Source organism: Halococcus sp. IIIV-5B, assembly GCF_003602035.1.
In the GTDB taxonomy this organism is placed as follows: Archaea; Halobacteriota; Halobacteria; order Halobacteriales; family Halococcaceae; genus Halococcus; species Halococcus salsus.
In genome coordinates this window covers 119390-131143 of the sequence record NZ_QZWE01000006.1, presented here as the reverse complement: position 1 = coordinate 131143, position 11754 = coordinate 119390, and the positions used below count along the sequence as shown (strand labels likewise).

The window sequence follows — 11754 nt, the reverse complement described above, 5'->3', positions numbered from 1 at the left end:
GACGACGGACCCTTTGCGTGCCGCTCCAGTTCCTGAAAGACGGCCTCGCGCCTCAGCGCTCGCTTCCGGTCTCGGTTTTCATCACGAGCGCCGGTCGCGCCGTCAACCTGAGCACCCGGTCGGTGACGCTACCGAGGAGCGCCCGGTACTCGGCCGAGCGGCGTTTCGTGCCGAGAACCATCAGATCCACGTCCTGTTCGTCGCCGTAGTCGAGGATCGTCTCGACCGGGTCGCCGTACCTGAGCACCTCGACGACGTCGACGCCGCGGTCGGTCGCGGCGGCGTGGATCCCGTCGAGCGTCTCCTCCCCGTGTTCGGCGAGCCCGTGCTCCGGTCCCTCCGCCTCGTCGACGTACTCGTCGCCGCTGTAGGCCGTGTAGACGCTCTCGTCGACGACGTAGAGCGCGTGGAGGTCCGCGTCGTGGGTCGCCGCGAGGTCGATGGCGTGGGCTTCGGCGTTCTCGGACGCGGTCGTTCCGTCGGTCGCCAGTAAGATCCGGTCGTACATTCACCCGAGGTTCCCGCCCACCGACCAAGAGACCCGCGTCGATTACCACCGTCTGGGATCCGTCGTTCCGTGACGTCCAGTGGACCGATCCCTTCCACCGATTCCGCCCGCACACGTCGTGGATCCGTTCTCATCCGTTCGAAGCGAGGACCAGCACTTATTATGCGGACAAACGATACCGAAGACGATGACGAACAGCTGTCGCAGCCGGCACCACGATGAGTGACGTCGTCGGGGACGGTTATCGCTTCGACTGTCCAGCGTGTGGTGAGTCCCTGGAGGTGAACGACTCGATGAAACTGGCGCTCGTCGAGCAGGGCTGTGTCGTCTGTGGGGCGTCCGTGACCGCCGCCGCGTTCACGGAGCTCCCGGCCACCGACCGCCCGTAACCGGTCGTCGGGTGCGTCATTCTCCGTTTCGTCGTCGAGGCACCGTGGAGCGGCGTTTCGGTGTGTCACTGTCCGGTTTCGGAGGGCGGGATCCGCTGGTCGGGATATGAGCAACGCTTAATGCGGATCTCCGACAACGGCTCGACGAGAGGATGGCCCTGGATCAACAGACCGCGTTGTCGGACGCGAAGACGGACACGATTCTCGGCCGCCACGAGACCGGCGTGTTGTCGCTCGCCCGCGAGGACGAGCCCTACGCCATCCCGATCTCCTACGGCTACGACGCGGACCAGCGCCGTTTCTACCTCCGACTGGTCTCGACGCCCGAGAGCGAGAAGCGGCGGTTCCTGGCGTCGGCCCCTCGGGCGCGGATCGTCGTCTACGAGGAGGACGCCGACGTGTATCGCAGCGTCGTCGCGGTCGGGACCCTCCAGACGGTCCCGAAGGATGAGCTCACCGTCGAACACATCGAACAGTACGGCGAGGCGAAACGGCCGCTGTTCGAGATCTGGGGCGACGCGAAACCCGACCTCGACATCGAACTGTATCGACTCACCCCGGACTCAGTGAGCGGCCGCGTGATCGAGGTCGACCGGGAGCATGACCCGTCCTAGCGGCACCGACGAGACGAGGGTCGCGCCGTGCGCTCGGTCGAGCCCGACCGAACGCCGCTCGTAGCCATGTCGGAGGGGATCCGAGCCACGATCGAGTTCGCGAGCCCGGAGGGCTGCCCGCTCGCCGACCTCTCGGCGAGCGAGGAGGCCACGATCGACTCGGTCAGGGTGAGCGTCTGTCCCGCCGACTGTGAGGCCTGTGTCACCGAGTTCTCGATGGACACGGCGTGTGACCCCGGAACCGACGTCTCGCGGATCTTCTCGCACGGCTCCACGCACCGATACCGGTTCACCCACGGCGAGGGGGTGAGCTGTCCGTGTGAGTGTCTCGGCCGGTTCGGCTGTCCGGTCGACCGATACGTCGCCCGGGACGGAATAGTAACGATCGCCTTCTACGCCGCCGACTACGACCAGCTTCGAAGCGTCGTCGGGGCGCTCCGCGAGCGCTTTCCGGAAATGGACATCGAGCGGTTGATCCGCTCGCCGGCCGGCGAGCATCCCCAGGACGGGGTCTTCGTCGAACGGGGCAAGCTCACCCCTCGGCAGCTCGAAGTCCTCGAGACCGCCTACGAGATGGGCTACTTCGAACGGCCGCGACGCGCGAACGCGACGGAGGTCGCCGCGGCGCTCGACATCAACCCGTCGACCTTCGGCGAGCACCTGGCGGCGGCCGAGACAAAGATCTTCGAGGACGTCTTCTGAGCCGTCGTCGAGTCGCGCCACCGCATATAAACGTCCCCGAGTATTGGGGTCCCACGCTATTCCCCGTCGGTCGCGTCGGTGTAGCTATGAGCCAGTCAGGGACGGCGGCTGCGTTCGTCGACCGAGCCGACCCGTCGACCGACGCGACGACCGTCGTCAGCACCGAGGACACCATCCAGAGCCTGCTCAACGCGGTTCACACCCCCGACTGTCGGGCGATCCTCGCGGCGACGGACGACGACGCCCTGTCCGCGAGCGAGATCGCCGCGCGATGTGACCTCCCGCCGTCGAGCGTCTACCGGAAGCTCGGGCTCCTCACCGAGACGGGGCTGCTTGAGGAACGGACTCGGGTTCGGTCTTCCGGCCACCACACCAGCGAGTACGTTCGAGTCGGCGGGGACCTCGTCGTCTCGATCGCGCGCGACGGTGCGATCGAGCTGACCGTCCGACACCCACGTCCCGAACGTCGGTCGTCGATCGCCACCGAGGCCTGACCATCCCGGTGATGGAGTTTCACCGGACACCGTCGTAGAGAGAAGGGAGAGATATGGCAGATACCGACACTCAGCGGATGAACGCGGACGAACGGGCGGCGTTTCTCGGGACCGGCGGCACCGGCGTGCTGTCGGTCTCGACGGACCAGCCAGCACCGTATTCGAGACCGGTCTCGTACGGCTACGACGCGACCGACGGGGTCTTCTACTTCCGGCTGGCGCTCGGCTCGGACCGCGAGCGATCCGACCTCGCCGGTCGCACCGTCTCGTTCGTCACGTACGACCACACCGACGCGGGTTGGTGCAGCGCCATCGCGACGGGGCCGCTAGAGGAGACAACCGAGGAATCGATCGCCATCGAGACGCTGCAGGGGCTCGAACGAACCCACATCCCGCTCGTCGACATCTTCGGCACACCCCCGAAGGAGGTCTCGTTCGGCTTCTATCGGCTCGTCCCGACGGATCTCACGACCCGCACGGAAGGCAGAACCGAGGTTTGAGGTCGTATCGTTCGCGCTCGACGTCCGGGTTCGACCGGTCGTCGCCGAAACGCGTGACGAACTACGGAATTATCGTCACGGGGATCTCGGCCGCACGGACGACCGTCTCGGCCGCGCTCCCGAGGATAGCCCGCCCGATCCGGCCCTCCCCGTAGTGGCCCATCACGATGTGGTCGCACTCCTCCTCGGCGGCGATCCGGAGGATGTCCCGACCGATCCGGTCGGACGCCCTCGGTCGGTGCAGGGTCAAGTTCATGACCACTTCCGGGTCCTCCTCGATCCCCTCCTCGTCCAGCACCGCCCGCGCCTTGTCGAGGAGCTCCTCGGTGTGGCTCCCACGCACGTCGGTGATGTGAACGGCGTGGAGTTCGCCGCCGAACGCCCGCACCATCCCCGCGGCGAACCGGAGGGCTTCGCGGCTCCGCTCGGAGCTATCGACCGGGGCGAGTATCTTCATGATCGAGCGACGGCGCGCCGTCCCATAAACAACTAGTCCGGTTCTCGTCGCCGTAGACCCCATCCGTCGACGCGGCTGCCGCCCCGAGAACGTATTTGTCCGTCCCGAGCGAAGGCCGGTGGATGACCGACCCCCACCCGCTCGCTATCGATTACGGACATCACCCGCCGGTACGGGAGCTCCTCGACGTCGTGCGCTACTGTCTGGAGGACCTGAGCCTCGGGTTCGACCGCTGGGACGAACCCGCCGCTCACGGACCGGGCGCGTATTTCGCGGTCGTCTCGGGCCGCTCGCTTCGCAATTATGCCGACGCGATGGGCGAGAACGTCTGGCCGACCGAGGAGTGCTGGCGCGTCCACGGGGCGGATCCGAGTTTCTACGAGACGGTGCGGGACGTCTCGCGGTCGCGCGACGGGGCGGTCGTCGTCGGCGTCGACAACGTCATCCAGCGCCAGATGGTTCGGTTCAGGGATCTGTCGGGGATCGATGCCGCCGGGCCCGACGAACGGACCGGGGTCGAGTACGCGGAGTGGATGGGGTCGCGCCACATGAGCGCGCTCGAAACCTCGGCCCGAGACGAGGTGGTCGCGACGGTCACCCTCAGTGCCGAGGACGGACGCGTGACCGTCTTCCGGGACGGCACGTTCGACGCGCGAACGCGCGACGAGCTGGCGTCGGAGTGGCGCGGCTGACCGGTCCGAACCGGCCGGCGAGGGGGAACGACTCGGCTACGACCGGACTTCCTTCCGACCGGTCACGCGTTCGGCGTCGAGACGGAACGCCCGAAACGTCACGTCGTCCGGGGGCTCCTCGAAGATGTCCACGAGCGGGATGTCGACGCCCCAGCGCTCCTGGAGAGCGTCGGCCTCGTAGGGGAGCTCCGTGAGGTCGTCGAGTTCGCCGGTCGCGACGACGCTGCGCCACCCGTCGTCCGTGTGGTCGTGGACGACGAACGAGACGGGTCGGTCGAGATACCGTTCCTTCGAGCTGTCCTCCGGGACCGCGAGCCGGTAGTGGAAGTGGCCGGTGTCCCCGAGGTAGCCGTACGAGACCGGCAGCGAGAACGGCGGTTCGTCGTGTCCGGCCGAAAACGAGAGGACGCCGGTGCCGCCGTCCCCGAGGAACTCGTCTAGTTCTTCCTCCGACAGCTGCAACCAGCGGAGTCCGCTCATGGGGGCCAGAACGCGTCTGCAACTATTAAAACCGCGGGGTGGATCCAGAACGATTGCGGAGTACGTTCCGGAACGCGACCCCGAGCTCGCACGGGTGGAGCGTGACCCACCGACGGACTCAAACGGCTGTATCCCCTGTTTATTCCTCGATGATGCTCCCCACGCACGCGCTGGTCGGTCTGGCGCTTGCGACACCCGTCGCCCTCGTGGTCCCCGAACTCGCCCCCGCTGCGCTCCTAGGCGGGCTGATCGGCGGTATCCTTCCGGACCTCGACCTCTACGTCGGGCATCGACGGACGCTCCACTATCCCGAGTACTTCTCGATGGCGGCCATCGGAGCGGTCACGCTCGGGGTGGTCGCCCCGACGGCACCCACGGTCGCCGCGGCCTGCCTCCTGCTCGCCGCGGCCGTCCACAGCGTCATGGACGTCTTCGGCGGCGGGCTGGAGCTGCGCCCGTGGGAGGCGACCTCCGAGCGCGCCGTCTACGACCACCGTCGTGGCGAGTGGCTGGCTCCCCGTCGGTGGGTGCGGTACGACGGCGCGCCCGAGGACCTCCTCCTCTCGGTCGTGGTCGCCGCTCCGCTCTTGCTTGCGCTCGACGGCGTGTTCCGATGGACGGTCGTCTCGGCACTGGTCGTCGCGGCCGCCTACACCGTCGTTCGCCGCCTCCTCCCGTCGGTCGCGACCTGGCTCGTGGATCACTCGCTCGTCCAGGCGCTTCCGGACCGACTGCTGGCGCGCGTTCCCGCACGCTACTCGGGCGGACACGGACTCTCGTAGCGACCCCGTTCGAAGGGCCCGGCTCCCGACCAGTATCTTGATTTCCCGAGGCGACGTAGCCCTCGAAAGGTATGCTGCGCTCCGTGAAACGAGCGGCCGAACGCGGGCTCCAAGCCGGTATCCTCACCGTCTTCGCCGTCGGGCTTCGTCGACGGAGTCCGGGTGCGGTCGTCAACGCCGTCTGTGCGCTCTTCGTCACCGCCCTTCCGCGCCGTCTCGAACGTCGGTACGACCTCGAACTTCGGGCTTGGCAGCGCCTCTACGTGGACACCGGGATGCTGACCCACGCGGTCGGGATGCTCGGCCCGTACGACGACGTCTGGTGGTGGGACAACGTCACACACACGTGCTCCGCGACGCTTCTCGGCGGGGTGGTCTTCGCGGCCGCTCGTCGGCGGGACCGCGACCCCCGCCCGCGGGTCGTCGCGGTCGTGGTCTGTCTCGGGGTCCTCTGGGAGGTCTTCGAGTACGTCATCCACGCGGTCGCCAGACGCTTGGGGGTCGAACCGATCCTCGTTTCCTACGGGAGCGCCGACGTGGCCGCCGACCTCGCGTTCGACCTCCTCGGCGCGCTCCTCGTGCTCGCTTTCGGCGACCGCCTCCTCGGCAACCTCGTGGCGACGGACGAACACGACGGGCGGTGAATCGAGAGATCACGCCCGTCGACCACCGAACCGCTCGTGTCCGTGATGAGCGGTCCGACCGGTGGTTTCAGGCGGAGGCGAGCTGGCGGACGGTGAGGACCGGGACGGGACACGAGTCGACGACCGCTTCCGCGACGCTGCCGAGGAGGAACCGATACTCGCCGTGTCGTCCCCGGGTTCCCATGGCGACCACGTCGGCGTCGCTCTCGTCGGCGTAGGTGCAGATCACATCCGCGGGACGCCCCACGCGGACCTCGGTGACGACCTCGCGGCCCGCACGCTCGCGGACCGCTGCGAGGGAGTCGTCACCACGGTCCGTGAGCGCTTCTCGGGCCTCCTCGCGTTGGTCCGCCGCTTCCTCGGCGATGTCGTCCTCGTCGACGACGTAGAGGGCGTGTACCGTGGCCTCGAATCGGTCAGCGAGGTCGAGCGCCACCGACACCGCCCGTTCGACGCTCGCGGAGCCGTCCGTCGCGACGACGACCGTCTCGATCATGGGTCGGGATCGGGGATCGAGCCATAAAGCTCTATACGATCCGCCGGTCGCCGGTCGTTGGTCGGCTCACGACCGGGCTCGGACCGGCGTCGTCGATCGAGCCCGAGGTCGCTCGATGAACTTTTACTGTCCCCCCGTTCAGGGTCGTCCATGGGTGAGCCCATCGTCGTCGAAACCGTCCTCGCGCCGGTCGACGGGAGCGAGGACTCGGAGCGGGCCGCCGAGTACGCGCTCGCCATCGCCGAGCGCTACGAGGCCCGTGTTCACGTTCTGTACGTCCTCAACGAGATACTGGGACAGCGCGTCGCGTTGGACGGCGCGGAGGCCGATGCGGCCGTCGAGCGGAGCGAATCGTTCATGGCGACGATCGAGGCGCGCGCCGAGGACGTTCCGGTCTCCCATTCGACGGCCTTCGGGTTCTCGCCGACGATGAAGAGCCTCCATCCCGGGAAGGCGGTCCTCGACGCCGCCGACGACGCCGAGATCGACTTCATCGTGCTGCCGCGGGTGTCCGTCAGCGGCACCCCCGAGACCTCGCTCGAGAAGGCGGCCGGCTTCGTCGTCGACTACGCGACACAGCCCGTACTCTCCGTCTGAACGGCTCTCGGGGAACGATACTCCGACGGAAGGCGATTCCTCCTCGGTGGGAATCGGCGGTCCAGCTATGCCGTCCGCCACGCTAGCTACACGTGAGGGCACGACACGACCACGACGACCACGACGTGAGGAGTCGCGTTCCCCTCATGGATCCCACCATGTACGACACACTTCTCGTCCCGACCGATGGAAGCGATGCCGCCGAGGCGGCGGCCGAATCGGCGCTCGTGCTCGCCCGCCAGTTCGACGCCTCGATCCACGCCATCCACGTTCTCGAACGCGGCGACCTCCCGGCGGACGTCGAGTCCGAGGCCGCGGCCGAACTGACCGACGCGGCCGAAGCCACGCTGTCGACGGTCGCCGACCTGGCCGCCGATAGCGGCGTCGCCGTGACGACGCAGGTCCTCGAAACGACGGCCCCGGTCCACGACGCGATCGTCGATTACGCCATCGACAACACGATCGACGGGATCGTGATGGGGACGCACGGCCGCACCGGCATCGGTCGCTTCGTCGTCGGGAGCGTCACCGAGCGGACGCTCCGGGTCTCGCCGATACCCGTTCTCACCGTTCACGAGAACACGCCCCTCGACCGGGAGATCGAAACCATCCTCCTCCCCACCGACGGGAGCCCCACGGCGGAGATCGCCGCGGACCGCGCGGTCGCACTCGCCGCGGCGACCGGCGCGGCGCTGCACGTCGTTCACGTGGTCGACCTCACCGTGGCCTGGGGCGAGGGCAGTCCGCTCGTCATCGACGCGCTACGGGAGGAGGGTCGACAGGCGGTCGACGACGCCGTCGCTCGGGCCGACGACGCCGGCGTCCGGCCGGTCGAAGCGTCCGTCCTCAACGGAACCCCGGTGCGGGCGCTCCTCGATTACGCCGACGACCACGCCATCGACCTCGTCGTGATGGGCACCCACGGTCGGACCGGGCTCAACAGGTACCTGCTCGGAAGCGTCACCGAACGCGTCGTCCGTCTCGGGGACGGTCCGGTACTCGCCGTCTCGATGCCGGACGACCAGTAGTCAGGGGCGGGAGCGAAGCCACCTCTGGTTCACTCGGGGATATCAGCGTAGAAGCGTGTCAGCCCACACTCGGGGCAGAGCAACGCGGTGAGCGGTGTCCGCGACCCGACGCCGAGCCGTTTGAGGATGCCGTCCTCGCGCTCGGTTTCGACGTAGATATCGCCCACGCCCTCGGCGGTCGCGGTCGTCGTTTCCATCTCGACGTCGCAGTCCGGGCAACGACGATCGGACACGCCGGCCTATCGGACGGCCCGCATATGAGTCCCCGGTCGCAACGGGTGGGGCCAGGGACTTATCAAATACGTCGGCGCAGTGTTCTACAGACCACTCGCAGAAGGGACTCGGCTCACGATGGTGAAGACGAGCCATCGGCATCGTCGCGCTTGTCGGTTGTACGGTGTCTTCGGTGGCGACAGTCAGTCGACCGGCAGCAACGGTTCGACCGTGACGGCCGCCGACGTCCCGACCGGTCCACCGAACCCGTGAACGGCTACCAACGACCACTGGGTTACATGGGGTCTCGCTCTCTACCGGGGGCATGGTCTGCCGACGAATCAAGGCCATCTTCGAGTTCGCTCTCGGTGTGTTCGTGCTGCGGTTCGTGCTTCGGACGCGGAAGTCCCTCGCCGAGTACGCCGACGAAGTTGACGAGGACGGACCCGCGCCGTTGTCGCCGAGCGGGATCGCTATCGGCGCGGTGATGTCGCTGGTCACGACGTGGCTCTCCGACCTGGACGTGCTCGCAGTTCGCACGAATCGACGCCGCCGAATCCTGTTCGAACTCGTCAGAAGCGGACAGGGTGGGGTGTTCGCTCGGTTCACGTCGACCCCGGAATCGTTCGAGGTGAGTTACGGCCTCGGAAGCGTGTGCGGGCTCGTCGTCTATCGGCTGTGGTTCGGGCTTCTCCACCCGCTACCCGGTCCCGAGTCCGAAACGCACGAGCCCGCTACCGAGTGAGGACATCCCCATAATCGTTCAGCGACAGAACCGCCGATAGGCCAGCACGCCAGCGGCTACGACCGCCGCAACCCCGATCACGGCCGGGACGAACTGGCCGGAGCCCCACTCCCAGCCGAGGAACTGCGAGCCGAGTACGGCGACGAGACAGACCGCGAGTCCGACTGCCGTGCCGACCGTCGATCGATCGCGTTCGAGCAACGACGCCATGGGAGTAGCTACGAACCCCCATGTCATAAATCCCGAAGTTCTTTTCAGGAGAAAACTTATAATTCCGGAGGTGGAAGGCGTGGATATGGCATACCGTTCGGCCGGCGGGCGGGTGGTGCCGGAGACGACTTGGTTCACGCTCAGCGACGTCACCCTGAGAGCGGTGCTGGCGGTCACGTTGGCGACGGTCGCGGCGTCGTTGTTCCTCGCGTCGTCGGGGATGCACGAACTCTCCGTACCGCCGGTGGCGCTCATGGGCGCGGTGGTCGTGCTCGGCTACGCGCTCGTCACGCTCTTTCAGCGCTTCGAGGTCGAGGGGCTCCCCCTCATCGAGTAGGTCGGCGAGCTATCGCCGAGAGACGGTTTTCTGGGGATCTGATCGTCAGCGGATGCGGTGGGACGCCCGCTCGAGGATCGACCCGCGACCCCAATGCCGAACGCAGGGGAACGACGTCGGCGCTAAAAGGAAGACTCATACGAACCCGTCCGCGAACCTCGGCGGATGGGCAAGCGCATCGCCAGCATCGATTGTCTGCGTGCAGTCGCCGTGTTCTTCGTCGTGCTCGCCCACGTTCGGCCCTTCGTCGGGTACGGAGCCGACGGGAACTACCTCTACGTCGTTCTCGATACGATCGGGCAGTTCGACGTGCCGTTCTTCTTCGTCACGGCCGGCTACTTCTTCGCGCCGAAGCTCGAACCCGGCAAGGTCGGGTCGTACGTGAAGCACTCGTTCCGAAAACTGGGCTCGCTCTACGGGTTCGGGATACTGACCTATCTCTCGGCGGTAGTGTTCTCGATCGGCGTCGCAGCGCTCTCCGGCCGCCGGCTGGCGGCACCGCTCGTCAACCGTCTAGTGGAGGGCCTCTCACCGCTCGACCTGATCTACTACGGCGACGCGGTCGCCCCGCCGTTCTGGTTCCTGACCGCGCTGTTCTTCTCGATCTGTGCGATATCGCTGTTCGTCGTCGCTGAGAAGGGTCGATATCTCCTCCCGGTCGCCGCGGGCGTCCACCTCGTCGGACTGGTCGTCCAGAACTATCCGGCGCTCGTCTCGGTCTCGTTCCCGACCCGTGATGCGCTCTTCTTCGGGTTCTTCTACACCGCGCTGGGTTTTCAGCTACGGACGGTCGACTGGAGCCCGAGTCGGGACCGGAGCCGGCTCTATCTCGGCGCGTTCGGCCTGGCGGTGGTTGCACAACTGCTCGAACAGTACTTCGTCAACTTCCTCAGCCGCGGCGTCACGATACCCGAGGCGACGTACACGACGGAGTACACCGTCGCGACCGTGTTTCTCGTGCTCTCCCTCTTCGGCTACGCGCTCTCGAACCCAGACTGGGGTCGCGGCACCGTCCTCGAAAAGCTGGGCCCGTACGCGGTGGGGGTCTATCTGGTCCACTTCCCGGTGTTTCGGGCGCTCGTGGTCCTCAAACGACTCCTCCAGGTCGAGACCGGGATCGACCTCTCGGCGACGCTCGCCTGGCAGCTCCTCGTGACGCCGGTCGTGTACGTCCTCGCGCTGGGTATCTACGTCCTCGCGGCGAGGGTCGGTCTCGTCGAGGTCGGCGGGAGCCACCTCCCGCGTCTCTCGCGTATCCGCGACCGAGTGAGGCGGAGCGACGTGAGCATCCCACGACTGTAGCCGTGACCGGAGAGCCGCCAAAGAACGCGGTCCCGACGAACAGCTTGTGTCCCCCCTCGCAACGTCGACCGTTTACTGTTCGGTATCAGTTTCGGTATCCGTATCGGCGTCCCGGTCTCCGTCCTCGGTTCGCTCTTCGGTTTGGGATCGAACCTCCTCGATGTCGACGTCGGTTCCGAGTTCGTCCTCGTCGATCGCGGATTCGAGGGTCTCCCGGTTCGTGACCGCACCGAGCCCGTCCTCGTCGACGGCCGATTTGATCCGGTGGGTGTCGATCGCGGCGTCGACGTTTTCCTCGCCGGTACTCGACTTGAGACCGCGTTTGACGAGGACGTACCCCGCTGCCGCGGCGCTCCCCGTGGCGATCGCCCCGGGGATCCCGGCCCGTTTGTAGCCGAATTTCAGCGCTTTCTTGCCCAGTGTGAGTCCGAACATCGTACTATCCGTTCGTCGTCCCAGAGCGGTGAAAGGGAACTGCTTGCGACGGCGGGCCGTATCGGTCGACGGATGAAACCCGTAGTCCGACCGCCGTTCGGTTGGTGCTGTCCGTCTCTCAAGGGCCGA

The 11754-nt window shown here is 67.0% G+C and carries 20 protein-coding genes; 13 read left to right on the top strand and 7 right to left on the bottom strand.

Features of this window, described 5'->3' with window-relative positions; translation table 11 throughout:
- Positions 1 to 52: 52 nt before the first annotated feature.
- Positions 53 to 508, bottom strand: coding sequence for a universal stress protein (locus tag D3261_RS06630; RefSeq protein WP_120070552.1), 456 nt, complete (start codon positions 506 to 508; stop codon positions 53 to 55).
- 218 nt (positions 509 to 726) lie between these two features.
- Between D3261_RS06630 and D3261_RS20320 the strand changes: the two genes are divergently transcribed.
- The 5 genes from D3261_RS20320 to D3261_RS06610 all read left to right on the top strand — a co-directional run bounded on the left by D3261_RS20320 (position 727) and on the right by D3261_RS06610 (position 3207).
- Positions 727 to 897: a hypothetical protein gene (locus D3261_RS20320; RefSeq protein ID WP_199693937.1), complete on the top strand. Its 171-nt coding sequence runs from the start codon at positions 727 to 729 to the stop codon at positions 895 to 897.
- 152 nt (positions 898 to 1049) lie between these two features.
- A complete protein-coding gene (locus D3261_RS06625) occupies positions 1050 to 1511 on the top strand; it encodes a pyridoxamine 5'-phosphate oxidase family protein (protein ID WP_120070549.1) in 462 nt (153 codons plus the stop codon).
- A gap of 66 nt (positions 1512 to 1577) precedes the next feature.
- Entirely contained in the window at positions 1578 to 2213 is a 636-nt protein-coding gene (locus D3261_RS06620) for a helix-turn-helix domain-containing protein (protein ID WP_120070637.1), read from the top strand.
- A gap of 86 nt (positions 2214 to 2299) precedes the next feature.
- Positions 2300 to 2707 carry a helix-turn-helix domain-containing protein gene (locus D3261_RS06615; RefSeq protein ID WP_120070547.1) on the top strand — a complete coding sequence of 136 codons (408 nt, stop codon included), beginning with the start codon at positions 2300 to 2302 and terminating at the stop codon, positions 2705 to 2707.
- A 53-nt stretch (positions 2708 to 2760) separates the two neighbouring features.
- Positions 2761 to 3207 carry a pyridoxamine 5'-phosphate oxidase family protein gene (locus tag D3261_RS06610; RefSeq protein WP_199693935.1) on the top strand — a complete coding sequence of 149 codons (447 nt, stop codon included), beginning with the start codon at positions 2761 to 2763 and terminating at the stop codon, positions 3205 to 3207.
- A 61-nt stretch (positions 3208 to 3268) separates the two neighbouring features.
- Here the strand turns inward: D3261_RS06610 and D3261_RS06605 are convergent, their stop codons facing one another.
- Positions 3269 to 3664, bottom strand: coding sequence for a universal stress protein (locus D3261_RS06605; RefSeq protein ID WP_120070542.1), 396 nt, complete (start codon positions 3662 to 3664; stop codon positions 3269 to 3271).
- A gap of 122 nt (positions 3665 to 3786) precedes the next feature.
- Here D3261_RS06605 and D3261_RS06600 point away from each other — a divergent pair, with 122 nt between their 5' ends.
- The gene (locus D3261_RS06600; protein ID WP_120070539.1) at positions 3787 to 4356 is read left to right on the top strand and encodes a diadenylate cyclase; all 570 of its coding nucleotides are present in this window, start codon (positions 3787 to 3789) and stop codon (positions 4354 to 4356) included.
- Positions 4357 to 4392: 36 nt separating this feature from the next.
- Here D3261_RS06600 and D3261_RS06595 read toward each other — a convergent pair whose 3' ends face one another.
- Positions 4393 to 4836 carry a pyridoxamine 5'-phosphate oxidase family protein gene (locus D3261_RS06595; protein WP_120070536.1) on the bottom strand — a complete coding sequence of 148 codons (444 nt, stop codon included), beginning with the start codon at positions 4834 to 4836 and terminating at the stop codon, positions 4393 to 4395.
- Positions 4837 to 4985: 149 nt separating this feature from the next.
- Between D3261_RS06595 and D3261_RS06590 the strand changes: the two genes are divergently transcribed.
- Both D3261_RS06590 and D3261_RS06585 read left to right on the top strand, forming a co-directional pair.
- Positions 4986 to 5618, top strand: a complete 633-nt coding sequence (locus tag D3261_RS06590; protein WP_120070534.1) for a metal-dependent hydrolase — start codon at positions 4986 to 4988, stop codon at positions 5616 to 5618.
- Positions 5619 to 5689: 71 nt separating this feature from the next.
- Positions 5690 to 6262, top strand: coding sequence for a hypothetical protein (locus D3261_RS06585; protein WP_120070531.1), 573 nt, complete (start codon positions 5690 to 5692; stop codon positions 6260 to 6262).
- A gap of 67 nt (positions 6263 to 6329) precedes the next feature.
- Here D3261_RS06585 and D3261_RS06580 read toward each other — a convergent pair whose 3' ends face one another.
- Positions 6330 to 6758, bottom strand: coding sequence for a universal stress protein (locus tag D3261_RS06580; RefSeq protein WP_120070528.1), 429 nt, complete (start codon positions 6756 to 6758; stop codon positions 6330 to 6332).
- Positions 6759 to 6908: 150 nt separating this feature from the next.
- On the opposite strand from D3261_RS06580, the gene D3261_RS06575 reads away from it, so the two are divergent.
- Together D3261_RS06575 and D3261_RS06570 are read left to right on the top strand one after the other, a co-directional pair.
- The gene (locus D3261_RS06575; RefSeq protein WP_120070526.1) at positions 6909 to 7355 is read left to right on the top strand and encodes a universal stress protein; all 447 of its coding nucleotides are present in this window, start codon (positions 6909 to 6911) and stop codon (positions 7353 to 7355) included.
- 92 nt (positions 7356 to 7447) lie between these two features.
- Positions 7448 to 8383: a universal stress protein gene (locus tag D3261_RS06570; protein WP_233553911.1), complete on the top strand. Its 936-nt coding sequence runs from the start codon at positions 7448 to 7450 to the stop codon at positions 8381 to 8383.
- A 29-nt stretch (positions 8384 to 8412) separates the two neighbouring features.
- On the opposite strand, the gene D3261_RS06565 is transcribed toward D3261_RS06570, so the two are convergent.
- Positions 8413 to 8616, bottom strand: coding sequence for a hypothetical protein (locus D3261_RS06565; RefSeq protein ID WP_120070521.1), 204 nt, complete (start codon positions 8614 to 8616; stop codon positions 8413 to 8415).
- A gap of 305 nt (positions 8617 to 8921) precedes the next feature.
- Here D3261_RS06565 and D3261_RS06560 point away from each other — a divergent pair, with 305 nt between their 5' ends.
- The gene (locus tag D3261_RS06560; protein ID WP_120070518.1) at positions 8922 to 9341 is read left to right on the top strand and encodes a hypothetical protein; all 420 of its coding nucleotides are present in this window, start codon (positions 8922 to 8924) and stop codon (positions 9339 to 9341) included.
- 18 nt (positions 9342 to 9359) lie between these two features.
- On the opposite strand, the gene D3261_RS06555 is transcribed toward D3261_RS06560, so the two are convergent.
- Complete coding sequence (locus tag D3261_RS06555; protein WP_120070515.1) at positions 9360 to 9551, bottom strand: multidrug transporter; 192 nt, start codon at positions 9549 to 9551, stop codon at positions 9360 to 9362.
- Between the two features lie 85 nt (positions 9552 to 9636).
- Here D3261_RS06555 and D3261_RS06550 point away from each other — a divergent pair, with 85 nt between their 5' ends.
- On the top strand, positions 9637 to 9888 hold the full coding sequence (locus D3261_RS06550; RefSeq protein WP_120070512.1) for a hypothetical protein: 252 nt from the start codon (positions 9637 to 9639) through the stop codon (positions 9886 to 9888).
- A gap of 165 nt (positions 9889 to 10053) precedes the next feature.
- Positions 10054 to 11190 carry an acyltransferase gene (locus tag D3261_RS06545; protein WP_120070509.1) on the top strand — a complete coding sequence of 379 codons (1137 nt, stop codon included), beginning with the start codon at positions 10054 to 10056 and terminating at the stop codon, positions 11188 to 11190.
- Between the two features lie 72 nt (positions 11191 to 11262).
- On the opposite strand, the gene D3261_RS06540 is transcribed toward D3261_RS06545, so the two are convergent.
- Entirely contained in the window at positions 11263 to 11625 is a 363-nt protein-coding gene (locus D3261_RS06540; protein WP_120070506.1) for a hypothetical protein, read from the bottom strand.
- Between the last annotated feature and the right edge of the window lie 129 nt (positions 11626 to 11754).